Source organism: Chitinophagales bacterium (assembly GCA_020636535.1).
Classification (GTDB): Bacteria; Bacteroidota; Bacteroidia; order Chitinophagales; family JADIYW01; genus JADJSS01.
The window spans coordinates 1-18,682 of sequence record JACJXT010000011.1 but is presented as its reverse complement, the minus strand read 5'-3'; the positions used below and the strand labels follow the sequence as shown (position 1 = coordinate 18,682).

Annotated in this window: 19 protein-coding genes; 1 reads left to right on the top strand and 18 read right to left on the bottom strand. The window is 27.0% G+C overall.

Annotation, left to right across the window (positions count from 1 at the left end):
• Positions 1-2 precede the first annotated feature (2 nt).
• The 15 genes from H6553_00410 to H6553_00340 are packed head-to-tail and all read right to left on the bottom strand — an operon-like array spanning position 3 to position 12,625.
• A complete protein-coding gene (locus H6553_00410) occupies positions 3-638 on the bottom strand; it encodes a sulfotransferase domain-containing protein (protein ID MCB9032277.1) in 636 nt (211 codons plus the stop codon).
• A complete protein-coding gene (locus H6553_00405) occupies positions 625-807 on the bottom strand; it encodes a hypothetical protein (GenBank protein ID MCB9032276.1) in 183 nt (60 codons plus the stop codon). Before H6553_00405 ends, H6553_00410 begins: the two co-directional genes overlap by 14 nt.
• A 7-nt stretch (positions 808-814) precedes the next feature.
• The gene (locus tag H6553_00400; GenBank protein MCB9032275.1) at positions 815-1,729 is read right to left on the bottom strand and encodes a hypothetical protein; all 915 of its coding nucleotides are present in this window, start codon (positions 1,727-1,729) and stop codon (positions 815-817) included.
• A complete protein-coding gene (locus H6553_00395; GenBank protein ID MCB9032274.1) occupies positions 1,722-2,723 on the bottom strand; it encodes a hypothetical protein in 1,002 nt (333 codons plus the stop codon). Before H6553_00395 ends, H6553_00400 begins: the two co-directional genes overlap by 8 nt.
• Complete coding sequence (locus tag H6553_00390; protein MCB9032273.1) at positions 2,707-3,594, bottom strand: alpha-1,2-fucosyltransferase; 888 nt, start codon at positions 3,592-3,594, stop codon at positions 2,707-2,709. The genes H6553_00395 and H6553_00390 overlap by 17 nt, the downstream gene beginning before the upstream one ends.
• Positions 3,595-3,600: 6 nt before the next feature.
• A complete protein-coding gene (locus H6553_00385; protein MCB9032272.1) occupies positions 3,601-4,329 on the bottom strand; it encodes an FkbM family methyltransferase in 729 nt (242 codons plus the stop codon).
• A complete protein-coding gene (locus H6553_00380; protein MCB9032271.1) occupies positions 4,310-5,230 on the bottom strand; it encodes a glycosyltransferase family 8 protein in 921 nt (306 codons plus the stop codon). The genes H6553_00385 and H6553_00380 overlap by 20 nt, the downstream gene beginning before the upstream one ends.
• Positions 5,231-5,233: 3 nt before the next feature.
• Positions 5,234-6,091: a glycosyltransferase gene (locus H6553_00375; GenBank protein ID MCB9032270.1), complete on the bottom strand. Its 858-nt coding sequence runs from the start codon at positions 6,089-6,091 to the stop codon at positions 5,234-5,236.
• A gap of 2 nt (positions 6,092-6,093) precedes the next feature.
• Positions 6,094-7,311: a glycosyltransferase gene (locus tag H6553_00370; protein MCB9032269.1), complete on the bottom strand. Its 1,218-nt coding sequence runs from the start codon at positions 7,309-7,311 to the stop codon at positions 6,094-6,096.
• Positions 7,308-8,405, bottom strand: coding sequence for a DegT/DnrJ/EryC1/StrS family aminotransferase (locus H6553_00365; GenBank protein ID MCB9032268.1), 1,098 nt, complete (start codon positions 8,403-8,405; stop codon positions 7,308-7,310). The genes H6553_00370 and H6553_00365 overlap by 4 nt, the downstream gene beginning before the upstream one ends.
• 9 nt (positions 8,406-8,414) lie before the next feature.
• The gene (locus H6553_00360) at positions 8,415-9,167 is read right to left on the bottom strand and encodes a class I SAM-dependent methyltransferase (GenBank protein MCB9032267.1); all 753 of its coding nucleotides are present in this window, start codon (positions 9,165-9,167) and stop codon (positions 8,415-8,417) included.
• Positions 9,160-9,591, bottom strand: a complete 432-nt coding sequence (locus H6553_00355; protein ID MCB9032266.1) for a hypothetical protein — start codon at positions 9,589-9,591, stop codon at positions 9,160-9,162. The genes H6553_00360 and H6553_00355 overlap by 8 nt, the downstream gene beginning before the upstream one ends.
• Positions 9,585-10,583 (bottom strand): sulfotransferase, encoded by a 999-nt coding sequence (locus H6553_00350; GenBank protein ID MCB9032265.1) that lies wholly within the window; start codon positions 10,581-10,583, stop codon positions 9,585-9,587. Before H6553_00350 ends, H6553_00355 begins: the two co-directional genes overlap by 7 nt.
• Positions 10,584-10,592: 9 nt before the next feature.
• Positions 10,593-11,870 carry an ABC transporter ATP-binding protein gene (locus H6553_00345; protein MCB9032264.1) on the bottom strand — a complete coding sequence of 426 codons (1,278 nt, stop codon included), beginning with the start codon at positions 11,868-11,870 and terminating at the stop codon, positions 10,593-10,595.
• Between the two features lie 2 nt (positions 11,871-11,872).
• Complete coding sequence (locus H6553_00340) at positions 11,873-12,625, bottom strand: ABC transporter permease (protein ID MCB9032263.1); 753 nt, start codon at positions 12,623-12,625, stop codon at positions 11,873-11,875.
• 167 nt (positions 12,626-12,792) lie between these two features.
• Between H6553_00340 and H6553_00335 the strand changes: the two genes are divergently transcribed.
• Positions 12,793-16,248 carry a PKD domain-containing protein gene (locus H6553_00335; protein ID MCB9032262.1) on the top strand — a complete coding sequence of 1,152 codons (3,456 nt, stop codon included), beginning with the start codon at positions 12,793-12,795 and terminating at the stop codon, positions 16,246-16,248.
• On the opposite strand, the gene H6553_00330 is transcribed toward H6553_00335, so the two are convergent.
• From H6553_00330 to H6553_00320, 3 genes are all read right to left on the bottom strand, one after another.
• Entirely contained in the window at positions 16,242-17,084 is an 843-nt protein-coding gene (locus H6553_00330) for a Gfo/Idh/MocA family oxidoreductase (protein ID MCB9032261.1), read from the bottom strand. The genes H6553_00335 and H6553_00330 overlap by 7 nt on opposite strands.
• A complete protein-coding gene (locus H6553_00325) occupies positions 17,081-17,653 on the bottom strand; it encodes an N-acetyltransferase (protein MCB9032260.1) in 573 nt (190 codons plus the stop codon). Before H6553_00325 ends, H6553_00330 begins: the two co-directional genes overlap by 4 nt.
• 7 nt (positions 17,654-17,660) lie before the next feature.
• On the bottom strand, positions 17,661-18,682 hold a 1,022-nt coding region (locus H6553_00320), incomplete at its 5' end, for a DegT/DnrJ/EryC1/StrS family aminotransferase (protein MCB9032259.1).

Genomic DNA, 18,682 nt, shown 5'->3' with positions numbered 1-18,682 from the left:
AACTAAAAAGGTTCATATCCTAAGTTTTCTATAAGGTTTGGATATAGTTCTTTAAATTTATCAATATGTTCTTGTTTAAAGTGGTTTTTCCAATCGCCAGATTCTCCTTTTCGGTAATGAGAGTTGGTGTTTTCATCGCCTTTTTTTCTTCCTTTACTCATGTTTTTAAAGCTTCTTTTTTTACAAATATAATTGATATAATTATCTGATACATGAAAAGGAATTTTACCTAGTTTCGTTTTTCTTAGCACTAGATTGATATATCTTATGAGTAGAGAGATGAATAATGGTATTTTTTTGTTTGTATAAATATTTAAATGCTTACATATTTCTTTTATGTATTGTTCTGGTTGTTTAGTAAGTTGTTCAAATTTTATTTCTAAAATTCTTTCATCATTAAAATTCCAACCTTTTAGAAAATTTATAAAATAGGAAGAAAACTCGATTTCTTTTAGTAGCCCTTCGTCTTTATTTAAGTCTTGTAATGCTTTTCTATGTTCCTCTAAAGTACTCCAACCTTCTGTGCTGTGTGTGTATAAATGGGAATAGTATCCAGAAACAATAATATCTCTAGGATCTCTAATTACATGAAATGCTTTAAATGACTTTAATTTTTGGACTTGACTATCCTCCTTCATTAGAAATATAATAATTAAATTTTTGTTGATTAATTTCAGCATCTATGTCTTTTATTAAACATATTTGTTTTTCTAAAACGGTTAACCCAAGCTGAGAACAAATATCATGAGAAATTTGAATTAACCAAGTTGACGCTGCTTTATGATGACCAAAATAACAATAGAGCATAAATATTCTATTTAATTTGTAAGAAAGGAAATATTTTAGATAAACGAGAATACCAAATGGAGTTTTTGAGTTTTAGTTGGATTTTAGATAAGGGAAATTTTGGCTGTTTTATATTTTGTATTAGTTCATTAATATTTTTTGCTTTAACATAGTGTAATGCTGGCCAAGTTTTTGGATTGGTAAAATGACAGTTTTTAATTCTATTATAATTAAACTCATCTATAGTATTCCATAGATTAAATAGACTTTCTCTAACTTCTAATTGTTTGAGTTCATTATCTGAATGTCCCCAATTGTTTAATTTTAGTTTTAAATCTTCAGGACTTCTTGCTTGTGTTTGATGAATACAATAAAATGGTGAAAGGATATTAAAATAATCATTATTTCTACCATTTAAGTATTTCGGACAATTTGTTGCTACAGAAAAAGTTTCACCTAGTTTATCTTCAAAATCTACATATAAAAAACCATTGTTTAGCTGTTTTATAATTGGAATCCAATTTGCTTTTATATTAATTGGTCGTTTTTTTCCTGATGGATTTTTTTCAATTTTTAAAAGATAATTTACAAACTTATCAAAATCTAGAAAGTATTCATCAGTATCTAATTGAATGTGCCAGCCACCTTTGCCCATTTTTTCTGCAATTAGTTTTCTTTGCCTTACTTCGTTTTGCATTGCAGTATTTGAAGGAATATAAAAGTCATCTTCATAAATTTCAATTTTTTTATGTGTATCAATTGTAAAAACAAAGTTATGAAAAGCATTATTGTCTATTTCATATTTATTACCGACCCAAGTTTTTCTATTAATATCTATTGATAAACAAATTAAATCGGCAGATTTATATATTAAAGGAAGCGCTATTTTTAAATATTCCCAATCGTAAGCAACACAATAGCCAACCTTAATTATTTTACTCATGTGTTAACTTCTTTTTAGTATAATAAATAACATCTTTCAAAAAAACAGTATCAAAGATAGCACCTTTAAACAATGCTTTAATTGTTTCTTTATATGCTTTGCTATATTCTTTTGTACAAAAAAACTGAATAGCATTGTCTTCTAGCATTAGCTTGTGATTTTTTATGTAGTTAGGTAACATTAAAGTTGCTTTCTTTACCTTAGATAATTGCTTTTCTGTTGTGCTAGAAAAAAAAGTATTGGTAAAAAGTTGGTTTAGGAATTTATCCATTATTTGTTTTTCTACTTTTGGCCAGTAGTGATATACTTCTACACTACAAAAATTAATAGTTGTATATTTTGAAAGCAAATAAGAAAAAGAAAATTGTTCTGCGGCATGATGTTGGATTGCTTTATATGATTTTTCTGTAAGATCAAATACCTCTTTCAAAATATTTTTATTAGAACTGTCTATTCCAATAACTCCAGCATTATAAGAGTTAATATTTTTTATATTCTGATTAGGAGTGTGTTCTTTAATTATTATTTCATAGAAATTAGCAAAGAACAATGAGGAAATATCTTTTTTATTATTAGTATTGTGTTCAAAAAAATTAAATTCATAGAGGTGCATTATAGAAGATTTTGATGAAATGGAGTCAATTACATTTCTTAAATTTTTCATTGCAAATGTATCTGAGTCCATATAGAAAACATTATTATTAGGAAAAATTTTAAATGCATTATCAATAATAAATATTTTAAATTTATGTATTAAGTCAATATCTCCGAGTACAGTATTAATATATTCTTTGTCAATTTTAATAAACTCAATGTTTTTAAATGGAAATTTATCGGTATAAAATAGAATATCATCTGTATAAATTAGTATTGTATCTGTTGCTTTTATGCTATTCGATGCAAATAGAGAATAAATACAAAATAAAGTTCTGTGATGGATAAATAATTTACCATAAGCAAAAAAAACAAATGTAGTATTAGTTCTCAAAATCAATCTTTTTCCAGTTTAAATTATAAAATATTCCTTTTGGAAATTCTTTTCTTTTTTTAAATCCTAACCAATATTTAGGCACAAAAATATTATTATTTTTATTTAGAAATGCAGCCCACCATGCAAAAGAACTATTAGATATTATTGCAATATTTGCATTCAGGATTAATTGAAAATGATTAATTTCATTATCTTCAACCATAGAAACATTAGGAAGATAATTGAATTCTTTTAATATATCATTATTTAAATCATCACCAATTATTATAATATTATATTCTTCTATGTTAGAAACTTGTTTAAGTGCCTCATGATAATATGAATATGGTAAGGTTAAATTAATTCCCCCTAATGTTTCATCTCCAGAAACAAGATAATCTCCTCTACGAAAATGCATTACCAAAAATTTAGATTTAAGTAATACATTATATTTTTCTGTAAATTTTGAATAAAAAACAGGTTTAATTTCTAGTAAGTCTTTAATAATATGTTTAATGTTATTAAAATAAAAAGACGATTGAAAATAACCATCAATTATATTGTTGTTTTTTGAAGATAAATTATCTTTTTCTATAAGATTATAAAAATCTTCATTTATTTCTACATTGTTTTTATGAAAAGAGATACTTTTTGAAATTAAATAATATAACTTAAGGTTTGTTGATGCAATAACTTTATATAACCAAATGGAGATAACAGTTTTCCAATTGTTTTCAGAAAACTTTATGTTGAATTTAAAATATTTAAATGCTTTAAAGGAATGATCGGATTTATAAATAAATAAAAAATCTTTCTTTAACAAGGACAAATTAATTGCATTGCTAATTTGAAAGAGTTGATTGCCTAATTGACCTCTAGAGTTAATCTTTAGCATAAACTTCTATAATAATTTATTACAATATAAAGCATCAAATTCAGGCATTGCAAACTTGTTGAAAAATGAATTTATTAGAGTAAAACCGTTTATACGCAAGAATTCATCTAGTTCATAATATAATACTCCTTCACTATATTGTTCAACGATTGACATTTCTAATAGTATAAATTTGGTTTTTTTTAAAGTGTCTATATTTTGTTCAAGGATTAGTTTTTCAGCACCTTGAACATCTATCTTAATTAAATCTATGTTGGTCAAGTCTCTTAAATCTGCATCTAAATGTCTTTTAGAAACATTTATTTCTTTGTCTAAAGTTACATTTTGGAAAACAATATTTGATGGTTTTAAAAGAGAGGAGGAATAATTATTATTTGTTTTATAAAGTATAGTACTCCCAAAAGAATCAGAAACTACAGCATTGTGTATAATAATATTTTTGTTATCCTTATATTTTTCTTTCAATATGCTGTAGAAATCATCTAAGGGTTCATATCCAATTAAATTAAAATTACTAAATACTGATTTAGTAGCATCTATAAATGAACCATTTGCTGCACCAATATCGACAATTATTGGGTTTGATGAAAGTACTTCTTTAATATAATATAGTGTTAAAAAAATATGGTCATCATTTTTTATAAAATAGCGATCCTTTAAGAATATATATATGCTTGACCTTTTTAAAACAAGCTGAGCAAAAAAATCAATAAGTTTAATTATTATTCTTTTCATTTTTTAATAATATTTTTTGAAGTAAATCACTAAACAAATATAGTTCTAAAATTCTAAATTTTAAATAAGGCATTAGTTTAGAGTATTCAAAATCAATAATTGTGTTTTCTTTTTTCATTGGACTTTTCTTTAAATAGAAATGATAAAGTTTTCTAAATGGATTCATGCACATCATTTTCCAAGGTTTATGCAATGTGAAATGTAGTATTGTAATTTTTGATTGTAATTTTTTCATTTCTTTTTTGGTAGACTTTGTAGGCAAATAAGAATACATCATATTGTTATAGATGTCTAGTTTTTTATACTTGTTTTGTATAACTGCATTTAAAACACATTGATCTACATATATTATGTTTTTTGGATTCTGTAGCAGATAGTCAATACATTTTTGTGTAATATCCTCTGTTCTCCATTTGTTACAATCTATTAATAGTACGCCAGAATTAAAATATTGCCCTTCTTTTGTTATACCAATTAAAGGTTGTGTCTTTACATAGTTATCATAAACAGCACCAAGAACAAAATCATCTAAATTCGTTGTGTATAAATCTGTTAGGTCTTTTAATACCAAAGTATCAATATCTATATACAATAATCGATTAATATTTTGGTTTATTAGCTGAGGAAAAAATAATCTATAATAAGCAGCCATGGTAAAGCTCTTTGTATTATGTATGTAAAACTTACTAGTGAGTTCACTGTTTATTTCATAATATTTAATTGCAATTTTGTTTATTGCTAAATATTTAGTTATAGTACTTATCTGAGTTTCTGATAGTCCTGTTGCAATGCAATGTATGGTAATTTGAGTGGTATCTTTTTTATTATGAATAATGGAAGACAGCAAAGCAAAAAGCTGTATATATAAATTTTGATCTAATGTTATTGCGAGGTGAAGCATATTCTATTTACTAAAAGATTTTTTGGTGTAATAAAAAAGATTTTTTAGATAAAAAAGAAATTCTCTGCTTCTATATATATATGTTGTTAGTCCAAACATTCCTTTTAGGTATTTCTTTTTTAGAATATCATTTAAATAGTATTTAGCTTGTTCTCTATAGTATAGTTTTTTATTAATATCAATATTTAAATATTTCTTTACTAATTGTGGAAAGTTATCTCTTAGTTTCATTTCTTCAAATTTGGTGCTAAGTCCTTCGTTTCCCATTATACAAATTTGAATATCTATAAATGTTTTTTTTATTTCATTGTTTCCTAATGCCTGAAGAAAGAAAAATACATCAGCACCAATTTTGTATTGAATATCATATAATCCTAAAATTTGAAAACATTGTTTATGAATGAATGCTGCTTGATGATGTATATATTGATGAATAAACGGATTTAGTTTTTCTGCTTGAGTTAAATTATTTAACTTAAATTCTTTTCCATACATTATGTTGTTTTGTACTACTTTTCCATAAACAATACTTGTATTCTCTTTATCTAAATACTGATTTATAGTATTTAGTATATTAGGACACAAAATATCATCACTTCCTAAAAAATATAGAAAACCTCCAGAGGAAATGTTTATTCCCTTATTCATTGCATCAAAGACTCCTTTGTCTTTTTCGCTTATCCAATAAGTAATATGTTTTTCATGTTTTTTTATAATATCAACAGAGTTATCTGTACTTCCTCCATCAATAATAATATATTCTAAATTTGTATAGTTTTGATTGATAACAGACAAAATACATGCTTCTAAGTATTTTGCTCCATTATAATTGGGTGTTACTATCGATATTTTAGGTAGCATTATTAAAATATTTTATCTTCAGAACCCCAACAAAATCTTATACCTTTTATACTGTTTAAGTGTGTTTCTATTGCTGTAACTGCATTATTTATATTAAATATAGAATCATATGTTTTGATTGATCCATTCTTTTTATCTTCAATCATGCTTAGTATTGCATCTGTAATTTCCATATAATTTTGAGGATTAAAATAATAAGCATAGTCTCCTAATTGTTCTTTGTGTCCGTCTAGATTAGAACAAGCAACAGGACAATTAAGTTCTGCGGCTTCTAAAAGTGGAATATTTGTAGGCCCTAAGAATGTTGGCATTACTAATCCGAAAGAGTTTAAATATAACCACTTTAGTTCTTCTCTTGAAATAAATCCTAAATCTATTACTTTTTGAGATAAATCTAAATGATTAATTAAGTCGATGATATATGCTTTATTTCCTTTATTAGAGCCAGTTAGTATAAGTTTTAGATTAGGATATTTAATTATTACTTCTTTAAATGCAAGCAATAAATTGTAGTGATTTTTATGACTCCAAAATTGAGCAGGATAATGAATGAATATTTCTCCTTTTTTAATTTCTTTTGGTTGATGTGCTAATACTTCCTTAGAAATTATTTTTGAAGGAAACATAGGAACAACCTGAACTCTATTTTTATTTAATCCTAAATATTTTAAGGCCTCTTTCTTTCCTGACTCAGATTCGCAAAAAACCATTAATGCTTTTTGAGGGAATAGCTCATGATGTTTTTTTCTAATTTCAAAAACACCATTCATTGAAACTTCAGGAAAAGCATACATTGAAAGATGACCAATATCCCAAAGAGTATATATATATGGAAAGTTAGGGATATGACATCCTGGTTTTAAGTAATAAATAATGTCAATTATATCAGCTAGCTCTTTTTTTATATCCTCATTGTAGTTTTGAATTATATTATTCTGATTTTGAATAAGTGTTATATTTAAAAAGCTTTTAAATAGCTTATTCATAATTCTGTATAATAGGGAGCTTCTTTTGTTTTTTTGTTTTTCTGTTTTAATGTAGTATATGTTCTTTAAATTATACTTTATCGTTGTTTCTTTTTTTGTAATAAAAAAAAGCTCTGTATCTTTAAATGTTGCATTGTTTAACGCTTCAATTAATTGTTGAAAATAGCCAAAAGCACCTCCTTCTTCTGGATTATAATATTCTTCTAACCAAACACCAACTTTTAGTTTTCTCATAATAACAAAGCATTACAAACTTCATTAATTTCTTTTTCTGTAATTCCAAGACCACTTGGAATATAAAATCCATTTCTAGCAATTTTTTCAGCAATAGGATATTGTTCATTTTTAAATAAGCCCATTTTTAAAAAGACAGGTTGCTCATGCATACACCAAAAAAATGGACGAGTACCAATTTTTTGTTTAGCTAATTTTTCGATTGTTTCATTCGCTAATTCTTCATTTGAAGCAACTAAACCGTAAATCCAATAAATATTCTCTGCATAAGAGGTTTTTTCTAAAGGCAGTTGGAAGTTTTTTAGCGTAGCTAATTGTTTATTGTATAAGTTTCCAATTTCTCTTTTTTTATGAATATGTGTTTCAATCTTTTCTAACTGAGCTACGCCTAATGCTGCTTGTAAGTTTGTCATTCTATAATTCCATCCAATATCATGATGTACAAACCTTCTTCCGTTTTTTTCAAAACAAAGATTTCTATAATACCTACATTTTTCAGCAAGTTCTTCATTGTTTGTTAGTAACATACCACCTTCGCCTGTTGTTATGTGTTTATTTGGATAAAAGCTAAATATACTTATGTCGCCAAAAGAACCACACATTTTTCCGTTATATGTTTGACCATGCATTTCAGCTGCATCTTCAATTAATAGTAAATTATATTTTTTACATAAATCTACAATAGGTTGCATTTCTGTAGGTAAACCATATATGTGTACTACTAAAATTGCTTTTGTTTTAGGTGTAATTTTTTCTTCTATTAAGTTAACATCTATATTCCAAGTATTAGGATTTGCATCAACTAAAACTGGTATGGCTCCATTTGTAACAATAGATTGAGCTGGTGAAATGATGGTAAATGTAGGCATAATTACTTCATCTCCGTTTGAAATGTTCAATGCTTTAATTGCAATATCTAGAGCAGCTGAACCATTGGCAACAGCAATGCCATGTTGCATACCAATGTAATTTGAAAATCCTTCTTCAAATTTATTAATGAAAGGACCTTCGCTAGAAATCCAATTTGTTTTTATACACTCAGAAACATACTCTAGTTCATTTCCGCTTAAAAGTGGCGTATTTACAGGAATCATTTTGCTAAGTTATACTTTTTTCATTAGAACACATGCTCCCCATGTATTTTCTGAAAGTTCTTTTTTTGTAAGAAATTCTTCTGCTAATATAATCTCAAAGCCAGTAAGTTGAGCTAAGAGATTTAGTTCTGGTAAAGAAAAGTATCTCATTGGGTGTTTTTCTTGAAATATTGAAGTTTGATTATTAGCTTTGTTTGTAACTATTATTTTAAAATTAACATCTACAATGTTTTCGTTGTATCTAATTATTGGTTCTGTTATTCTAATACAATCTATTTTATCATCTGAGAGTTTTTTTATTTTGTTTTCTGGTTTTAGAAAGTTTACAGCTGGTGCATACCAAACATCAAATAAAAATAAACCGTCTTTTTCTAAATGTGTGTGAGTATTTTTAAAACAATTAATTAAATCATTATTATCTGTAATATAACTTATTACATGAAATAATGATATTGCAATATTAAATTTTTTATCAACACGGTAATCTACAATACTATTATTGATTACCTCAAGATTTTTTACTTTTTTGTTTTTTGCTTCTTCACACATTTTCTCACTTAAATCAATACCAACAATATTTTTAAAGTAATGACTTAAGTGTTGTGCATGATTTCCACTACCGCAACCTAATTCTAATAATGAGTCTAAACTTTTTGAATGATCTTTTAAAGTATTCAAAATATATTCTGATTCGGCAACATAGTTTTTATCTGAATATAATAAATCATAATATTGGCTGTATTCTTTATTAAAATTACTCATTAAATTTTATATTATCTTCACTTATTGAATTAAATCTAATTTTATCTTCATTGCCACAATATGGACCTTGTTTTACCTCAATAATTTCTGCCTGTTCTAATATTTTAAAACCATGTCCTCCTTCTGATAACAGTATAATATCTCCTGAATTTAAAATGGTACTTTTAATATATACTTGACTATTATCATAAAAATCAACTCTTACAATTCCAGATTTAATAAATAATACTTCTTGGGTTAAATGTACTTCTCTTGGCACTAAATTATGTCGATGTGGTTGGATTTCGTATCCCGTAGGTCTATTCATATAACCAAGTTGCTGAGAGTCTTTATCACTAGTAAAGAATTCAATTCCTTCTTTTTTATAATTATTGCGAATAATTATTGCTAGTTGTAAATTATTATGTAGTATTTGCTCTACCATTTTTTTGTTGTTTTATTGTAAATTGAGAACAATATTCTCTTATGAAAACTTTTTAATGTGTTTTTAAATGAAAAGTCTGGAGAGTTTATGTGATTAAAAGAAATTAAAGAAAAGCTTTTACGAACCTTGTGTTCTTTTATTTGTGTAATTATTTTATCATAATCATATCCTAGTTCTAAAACCACATCTTTCCCTAATGTATTAATATATTCTAATGCTAACTGTTTTTTTTGAGAATTATTAATGCTTTCTTTCCATGAGTTAATATATTTTGAGCTTGGTTGATTATGTTTTTTAACACTTTTATTATCAATGTTAAATGCTTTTTGAAAGGTTTCATCTAATAAATAATTTCCATTTTCATTATATTCATTTATTTCTAAAAAATTATAAATATTTTTAAGTGTTATGGCTGGTTGATTAATGATATCTTCATATTTTACAAATATTGTATTTTTTTTTCCTTTTACATTCAATATATTTAATGGTGCTTTAAATAAATCATCTTGTCTGTCTTTTTGACTCAAAAAAGAAATATTGCCTTTAAAATTATAATCTAAAATTGAAGAAAAGACAGACAAAGGATTTCTTACTAATAATATAACTTTTGCATCTGGAAAAAGAGATAAGATGTCTGAAACAATATGATAATACCTTGGTGTTTTATCTAAAAAATATGTTGGATTTCCTTCTGCTTGATTAAAAGACATATAGTACAACTCATAAGCTAATTTTTGAATCTGTTTTTCAATACTAAAGTCTGGTGTTTTTGAATAAACATAATTTAAAAATGTATTGAAATTTTTTTGGTAAAATTGATAATTAAAGTCTGAAACAATATTAACGCTTGATATGTTTTTTTTATATATGTATATTAAAGGAAGCAAAAACCAAGGTTCTGGAACCGAAAATATATTGGAATTACTGCTAAGTATTTGTTGTAGCAAAGAAGACCCTGATCTTGGTTGAGAAATGATAAATGCTAACTTCATATATGCAATCTACTTAGTTTCAAGTTTCCAATGATGATTTATACAGATTAAACCTTTCGAATTATCTATTTCATATTTAGACGGATATGGTGTTGAGTTTTCTACTCTAAAAGTAAGAATAGATTCTAGATTAAAATACCATTCAACTCTTTCCATAACAAACCCAACATCAACATGATATATTCCTTTTGTAAAAGGAATGTTTTCAATCTGTAATGTTATACTGCCGCCCTTTCCTAAATCGTTTATATTATATCCACTTATAGGCATAGTACTTATTCTGGTTAATTCATTTAGATATTTATCTTTTATTGATATTACAAAAGCTGGATGTTGAATATATTCAAGCGTTTTGTATTTAATTTCAATGGCTATTGTATCAAATGTACTTATATTATTATTTGGGGAACTAATATTGAAAAATAAAATGTCAATAATTTTTATTTTTTTAAACTCAAAAGATTTAAGTCTTTCATTAAGATTAACTGTATTTATGTTTAACTTCAAGTATTCTTCAATTGTTTCGTCAGGTTCTCCAATTTTTTTTACATATCCATCTTTTAACAAAATACAACGATTACATAGTTGCTTGATACTACCCATATTATGACTAACAAACAAAACAGTTCGTCCATTATCTTTGGAAATATCTTGCATTTTTCCAATAGCTTTATTTTGAAACTCAGCATCACCTACTGCTAATACTTCATCTACAATTAATATTTCTGGTTCTAAAAAAGCAGCAACAGCAAAACCTAGCCGAACTCGCATTCCAGAACTGAATCTTTTAATAGGTGTATCAACATACATAGTACATCCGGAAAAGTCTATAATTTCCTCAAACTTTGCTGATATTTCTTTTTTTTGCATACCTAAAATTGCACCATTTAGATAAATGTTTTCTCTTGCTGTCATTTCTGGATGCATTCCAGTGCCTACCTCTAACAAAGATGCTATTCTTCCTTTTGCTTTTATACTGCCTGTGGTTGGTGATGTAATTTGAGAAATAATTTTTAATAAAGTTGATTTCCCAGCACCATTTTTACCAATAATGCCTAAAACTTCTCCTTTCTCTACTTCAAAATCAATTTCTTTTAAAGACCAAACAAAATCACTTTCTGCTTTTTTATTTCTATCATTAACTTGTCCAATTTGAAGAGATGGATCTTCTTTTCCTCTTATTTTTGCCCACCACCGGTTCAAGTCGTGAGAGATGGTACCAGTTCCAATCTGTCCTAAACGATATAATTTAGATAAATTTTCTACTTTTAAAACAATGTTTTCCATATTTAAATAATATCCATAAAGGTTTGTTCTGTTTTGTTAAATATCAAAACACCAAACATTAATATTAATAATGCAATAAAAAAACTATATAAAACCCAAGGAACACTAAAATATCCTTCTCCTAAAAAAATGTATTTAAATGCTTCTATAACTGATGTTATTGGATTATATAATAATATCTCTTGCATCTTTTTGCTAACACTTTTTAAAGGGTAAATAATTGGTGTTGCATACATTAAGAGCTGAATTCCAAATTGTAGTAAAAATTTTAAATCTTTATATTTAGTGGTTAATGAGCTAAATATAAGACCAAAACCTAGCCCTAATATTCCCATTATAAGGATTAAAAATGGAACAAATAAAATAGAATATGTAATTTTTATGGTAAAATTTAATTGAGTGCTATAATATATTAGTATAATGATAAATAAACCAAACTGAATGAAAAACTTAATTAAATTTGAAATTACTACAGACAATGGACTTATTAATCTTGGAAAATATACTTTACCAAAAAGGTTTGAGTTTTGAGTAAATGTATCTGATGTTTTAATAAAACAATCGGCAAAAAAATTCCAAATAACAATTCCACACATATAAAACAATGGCTGTGGTAAACCATCTGTTGAAATTTTTGCTATATTACCAAATACAAACACAAATATTATTGTTGTAAAAATTGGTTGAATAAAATACCATAATGGTCCTAAAACTGTTTGTTTATACTGTACTGCTATTTCTTTTTTAACAAACATTACTAAAAGATCATAATATGAATATATTTCTTTAATTCTGAAATTAAAAAAACGCCTTTCTGGATTTATAACTAAATTCCAATTTTCATAATTATTATCCAATTTGTTATATTTTTACGCACGAAGATAAAAAAAAGTGTAAATTTAATGAAATTAAAAAATTAAAAATGTCTAAGTTTAAGGTAGCTTGCTTTATTTTCTTTTTTTGCTTATTACAAGATGTTGTTGCTATTGAAATATTAAACCCTCATAGTAACGCAACATACTATGATGAAAGCTTTTTAACTTTTGAATGGGAATCAACAGTTGTAAATCAAGAGAAATATCAAGTTCAAATTGACAATGATACTTTGTTTTTATCTCCAATTATTAATATATCAACAACATCAATCAATTATACATTTAATTTTCCTTCCTTTGGTGATTTTTATATTAGAGTAAGACCTATTCATTCAAATAATTGGAGCCAAACTGTACATGTAAAGTATATTAATATTAATCCTAATTTAAATATATGGTTCAGGTCTGATACTGGTGTTCTCACTAACAATGGAGTGGTAAATTCTTGGACAGACTTTAAAAACAATAGTTTGATTGCAACCCAAAACAATACAAATAGGCGACCAAAATTTATAATGAATGATCCAAAACTAAATAATAAATCTGTATTGACCTTTAACATAGATAATACAACCAACCAAGCAAAAGAATATTTAGATTTTAATAGTTTAAAAACATTTGACTCATTTACAGTAATAAGCGTATATAGATATTTAGATAATAATACTGTTGTTTCTCAATTTGTTGTAGGAGGTAATAATGCATATGGGTTTTTTTGTGAAAGAGATTTTAATAATGTTGGTTTTGGTATACTAGAAAATGGGAATAGAATTTCTAGTGGTAAAAATGATATTGACACTTCTTTTTTTACTATATCTACTTGTAGTAATAGAACTTTATATAAAAATGGTTTAAAAATTGAAAGTTCTGGAAGTATAACAAATCCAATTAATTTTGGAAGAATTGGATCGCGGATAGATAATTTGACCTTATTCTTTCAAGGATATTTATCTGAGTTTTTAATTTATGATACTATTTTACAAGATGAAATGGTTTCAAATATTAGTCATTACCTCTTTACCAAATATGCACCGCCAGTTAATCTTGGTTCAGACATTGTTTTTGGATCAACTTTTTCAGACAATTATACTTTAGATGCTTCTAATCGATTTATAAAATATCTTTGGTCTACTGGAGATACAACACAAACCATTCAAGTACAAAGTTGTGGTACATATTCTGTTACTACAACGGATGTCTTTGGTAGAACAAGTACAGACGAAATACAAGTATATCCTTACAATAGATTAAATAATGATACGCTTTATATTTGTGATGGTGATTCTATAACCATTTACTTAAATGCAAATAATAGTTTAAATAAAATATGGTCTAATGGTAGTACACTAGATTCTATTGTTATTAAAAACGAAGGCACTTATACCGTTTCTATTACTGATGTTAATAACAAAACTATAATTGACACAATAACGGTATTGTTTGATAAAATTACACTTAGTAACCTGCCAAATAACCAAACGCTTAATGGTTGTTTGTTTGAAAATATTAATTTAACCAACAGCGTTGGTTTTGATTCTATTTTATGGTCAGATAATTCAACAAATACAAGCTATTCAATTACCACAAACGAATTTGTTAAAGTTTATGCTAAATCATATATTGGTTGTGTTTATCAAGATTCTTTCAACATCAACATCATCGGTCAAAAACCTTCGGTTGATTTTAATATTCCTAACACATTATGTATAGACCAACCTATCAATTTTGAAGATTATTCTTTTGCTGCTCCTGGCGATTTTATTACCAATTGGGATTGGCAATTTGGCAATGGAAATACTTCAAATCAAACGAATGCTGTTGCTACTTATAACAATACACAAAGTTACAATGTTCAACTTAAAGTGACTACAGATAAAACTTGTTCAGACTCTATCACAAAAACCATTCAAATTAATCCAAAGCCAGCACCTAATTTTTATAACTTATTAAGTTGTTCTGGAAATCCAACTTCTTTCATAGATGCATCATCACCAAACGCTGATAGCTTAAGTAGCTGGAATTGGAATTTTAATAATTTAGGCACATCTACACAACAAAATCCTACATTTGTATTTCCAAGTGTTGGAACATATCAAACAAATTTAACAGTAACAAATTCTAATGGTTGCTACAATACAATTAGTAAACCAACGGTGGTTAATCCTTCTCCAGATGCCAATTTTAATTTTGAGGCAAGTTGCGAACAAACTCCAATTACTTTAACAAATACCTCCACAATGTCTAATCCATTTGTAATAACACAATGGTTATGGTCTTTTGGTGATGGCAATCAAAACAATACAAACTTTAATGTTTCGCATACTTATCAAACGCAAGGCAGCTATACCGCAAAACTCATGGTGATTGCTAACAACCAGTGTAGAGATACCGTAGTAAAAACAATTCCTATTTATGATAATCCAAGTGTAGATTTTAATATATCACCTACTCAGTGCGTTGGTGCTGATATTCAATTCACAGATAATTCTTCTACTACTGACGGAAGTCAAATGAATACTTGGAATTGGTATTTTGCAGGTCAAGCTACCTCTAATCAACAAAATCCAACTTATTCCTTCAATAATCAAGGCAACTATACTATTCAGTTAAGTGCAAGCACACAATATGGTTGTACTGGAACTAAGTTTAAAACTATCTCGGTAGTCGATAAACCAGAAGTCGATTTTTCTTTTTCTCCAAGTTACGGATTGCCTCCTTTAAATGTTTCGTTTACTAACTTATCGCCAAATACTTCTTCTTTTGTTTGGGATTATGGTGATGGCAGTACAACTTATAATGGATATAATTCGCCAAACCATATATATAATTCACTAGGTAGTTATCCAATAAAACTGACAGCAATAAATACAATAGGTTGTACAGATTCTGTTGTAAAATATGTCTTGGTCGATCAAGCAAATATAGATGGTGTAATGGTAAGTGTAAATATTGTCCAAAATGGTAGCTATTATCAAGTATATGTATCTGTATTAAATAATAGTAATATTAATATTTATGAACTTGGATTAACCATTCAATTGGGTAATGGCTCTATTATTAGAGAAATTTGGACTGGCAACTTAAATCCAGGTGAAACTATAAACTATCCATTTACTGGACAAATATATTATAATCCAAACTATGATGTGCCTGTTATTTGTGCAAGCATTGAATCTGTAAATATTAATGCTGTTGAAACGAATATAGACAATAATACTAATTGCAAGGAAATTACGATTGGCGATTTTAATGTGCTATCTATTTATCCAAATCCAACATATGGCAATACAAAATTTGGAGTGATGTTACCAGAAGATGGAGTTGTTACAATCAAGATTGTAGATTATTTAGGAAAAATATATTCACAACAAACATTTAATGGTACTGCTGGTTATAATATTTTCTCTTATGATTTGTTTCCTTTAGGAAGTGCTGTTTATGTTGCTTCAATAGAATATGATGGAATTACCAAATATCATAAAATAATGAGAATAGATCATTGATTTTGAATAGCTTCAATTATTGCTATTGATTTCTTTACCGTATCAATACCAAAACCATTATTAGATAAAATGGCTTTATAGCTTTTGGTATGTAATTGATGAAATTCATTCGTAAATAAATAGTCCGCATTGTTTATTGTTAAACTTCTAGTTGCAGACTTATGCTTGTCAATACTTAAATGCCAATTTATTGTTGCTCTTTCAAATTCAAAAACGCCAATAGCTTCTGTCGTTGTTATTTTTTCTATTTGATGTTGTTTTAATTCACCAAAAAACCAAAACAATAAATCAAAAAAATGTATGCCAATATTGTATAAAATACCTCCAGATTTTTCGATGTCTCCTTTCCAACTTTTTTGATACCAATCGCCTCTTGGTGTAAAATAGTTTAAATCAACAGTATAATAATCATTACTGTTTGCTATTTCTTGTTGAATGTTTTGTAGAGTTTCATCTAATCGCAATTGCAATATCGTAAAAACACGATGATTATATTTACTCTCAGCTTCTTTAATCGTATTTATACGATGAATCTTAGTTGTTAATGGTTTTTCGCAAATAACATCAGCACCAATTTTAAAACTTTCTATAATGTGTTGTTCGTGTAAATAATTTGGTGTACAAACTACTACAAAATCAACCTTATTTTTAATGAAAGCAAAAAATTCGGTTTCATTTAAAAAGAAAGTAGTTTCTGGAAAGTACTTGTCTAAAACACCAACGGAATCATTGCAATCGCAAGCAGCAATTAATTCGCCATCAACATCGTAAATTGCTTGTAAATGTTTTGGAGCAATATATCCTGCAACACCTATAATGGCAAACTGCTTCTTCATTCTTGTAAAACTACCAAATTATTATCAACTATTTGATAGTGTTCTTTGCTCTCATCACAATAAGCAATCTGTTGTTCGTTAAATTGTAGCGTATTGCCAGCTTTGCTTACCCAAGCAATTTGTTTCGCAGGATTGCCAACAACCAAAGCATAGTCTTTCACTGTTTTAGTAACTACACTTCCTGCACCAATCATCGCATAATTACCAATTGTATTACTACAAATAATGGTAGCATTAGCACCAATACTTGCTCCTTTTTTTACTAGCGTTGTTTGGTAGGCTTCTTTTCTTTCAATAAAAGCTCTTGGATTGATAACATTAGTAAACACAACAGATGGACCAACAAAAACATTGTTTTCTATGATAACGCCTTTATAAATCGATACATTATTTTGAATTTTTACACCATTGCCAATATGTACATCATTTGCTATAAAACAATTTTGTCCAACAATAACATTATTGCCAATAATAACATTATGCATAATATGACAGAAGTGCCAAATTCTAGTATTGTCTCCAATTTTACTTGATTTATCTACTATACTTGTATCGTGAATAAAAACCATTTTCTTTTTAATTAAAAAATTTATTTATATTATCGCAAATATACGATATTGATTCTTCTTTTAATGTTGGATATATTGGCAAAGCTAAAACTTCGTTGCATAATACTGCTGTATTGTTTAAAACAATGTCTTCAAAATATGCTTTTTGTTGATATGCTGGAATTGGATAATAAATATTAGTTTCTATGCCTTGCTCTTTCAAAAAGAGTTTTAATTTGTATCTTTTATTTCCTTTAACTCGAATTACAAATTGGTTAAAGGAATGTGTTGTAGTAAAAACAGGTAATTGAATATTGTTGTTCTCTTTTAATCCATTGATATATTGTAGTGCCTTTTTTCGTCTTAATGCAATATTTTCATCTAAATAATTTAATTGAACACTTAAAATACTTGCTTGTATAGTATCTAATCTCGAATTAACACCAACAACGCCATGATAGTATTTTTTATCTGCTTGTCCATGTTTAGCAATAGTTCTGATTTGATTTGCTATTGCTTCATCATTCGTCAAAACAGCTCCACCATCGCCAAAACAAGCTAAATTTTTCGTAGGAAAAAAAGAAGTTGTAATTGTATTCTTATTGTTTGATAAATTATTATGGCTTCCTAAAGATTGAGCATTATCTTCTATAATTGGAATATTTTTTTCATCAGCAAATTGTTGAATTTCTTCTGTTAGACAATTTTCGCCAAATAAGTGTACTAGAATAATTGCTTTAACATCATTTGTATAAGTTGCCTTTATTGTATTAATATCTGCATTATATGTTGAAAGGTGAACATCATAAAAAACAGGAATACAACCTAAAAAAGCAATAACTTCTATTGGTGCAATAAACGAAAAAGCAGGAACCATAATTTTACTTCCTCTAGGTAAATTAAGTGCCATTAATGCCAATTGCAACGCATCAGTACCATTTCCACAAGAAATTATATGATTAATATTAAAGTGACTGCTAAGTTGTTTTTCAAAACTAAGTACTTGTTCACCACCAATAAACTGTCCTTGTTGTAAGCATTTTGTTATTG

Excerpts from the sequence above, each read along its gene's own strand:
- H6553_00360 (MCB9032267.1), bottom strand. The coding sequence starts at position 9,167 with ATGAGTAATTTTAATAAAGAATACAGCCAATATTATGATTTATTATAT.
- H6553_00405 (MCB9032276.1), bottom strand. The coding sequence starts at position 807 with ATGCTCTATTGTTATTTTGGTCATCATAAAGCAGCGTCAACTTGGTTA.
- H6553_00370 (MCB9032269.1), bottom strand. The coding sequence starts at position 7,311 with ATGAGAAAACTAAAAGTTGGTGTTTGGTTAGAAGAATATTATAATCCA.
- H6553_00345 (MCB9032264.1), bottom strand. The coding sequence starts at position 11,870 with ATGGAAAACATTGTTTTAAAAGTAGAAAATTTATCTAAATTATATCGT.
- H6553_00390 (MCB9032273.1), bottom strand. The coding sequence starts at position 3,594 with ATGCTAAAGATTAACTCTAGAGGTCAATTAGGCAATCAACTCTTTCAA.
- H6553_00375 (MCB9032270.1), bottom strand. The coding sequence starts at position 6,091 with ATGCTACCTAAAATATCGATAGTAACACCCAATTATAATGGAGCAAAA.
- H6553_00380 (MCB9032271.1), bottom strand. The coding sequence starts at position 5,230 with ATGCTTCACCTCGCAATAACATTAGATCAAAATTTATATATACAGCTT.
- H6553_00340 (MCB9032263.1), bottom strand. The coding sequence starts at position 12,625 with ATGTTTGTTAAAAAAGAAATAGCAGTACAGTATAAACAAACAGTTTTA.
- H6553_00355 (MCB9032266.1), bottom strand. The coding sequence starts at position 9,591 with ATGGTAGAGCAAATACTACATAATAATTTACAACTAGCAATAATTATT.
- H6553_00350 (MCB9032265.1), bottom strand. The coding sequence starts at position 10,583 with ATGAAGTTAGCATTTATCATTTCTCAACCAAGATCAGGGTCTTCTTTG.
- H6553_00410 (MCB9032277.1), bottom strand. The coding sequence starts at position 638 with ATGAAGGAGGATAGTCAAGTCCAAAAATTAAAGTCATTTAAAGCATTT.
- H6553_00400 (MCB9032275.1), bottom strand. The coding sequence starts at position 1,729 with ATGAGTAAAATAATTAAGGTTGGCTATTGTGTTGCTTACGATTGGGAA.
- H6553_00335 (MCB9032262.1), top strand. The coding sequence starts at position 12,793 with ATGTCTAAGTTTAAGGTAGCTTGCTTTATTTTCTTTTTTTGCTTATTA.
- H6553_00325 (MCB9032260.1), bottom strand. The coding sequence starts at position 17,653 with ATGGTTTTTATTCACGATACAAGTATAGTAGATAAATCAAGTAAAATT.
- H6553_00365 (MCB9032268.1), bottom strand. The coding sequence starts at position 8,405 with ATGATTCCTGTAAATACGCCACTTTTAAGCGGAAATGAACTAGAGTAT.
- H6553_00385 (MCB9032272.1), bottom strand. The coding sequence starts at position 4,329 with ATGAAAAGAATAATAATTAAACTTATTGATTTTTTTGCTCAGCTTGTT.
- H6553_00330 (MCB9032261.1), bottom strand. The coding sequence starts at position 17,084 with ATGAAGAAGCAGTTTGCCATTATAGGTGTTGCAGGATATATTGCTCCA.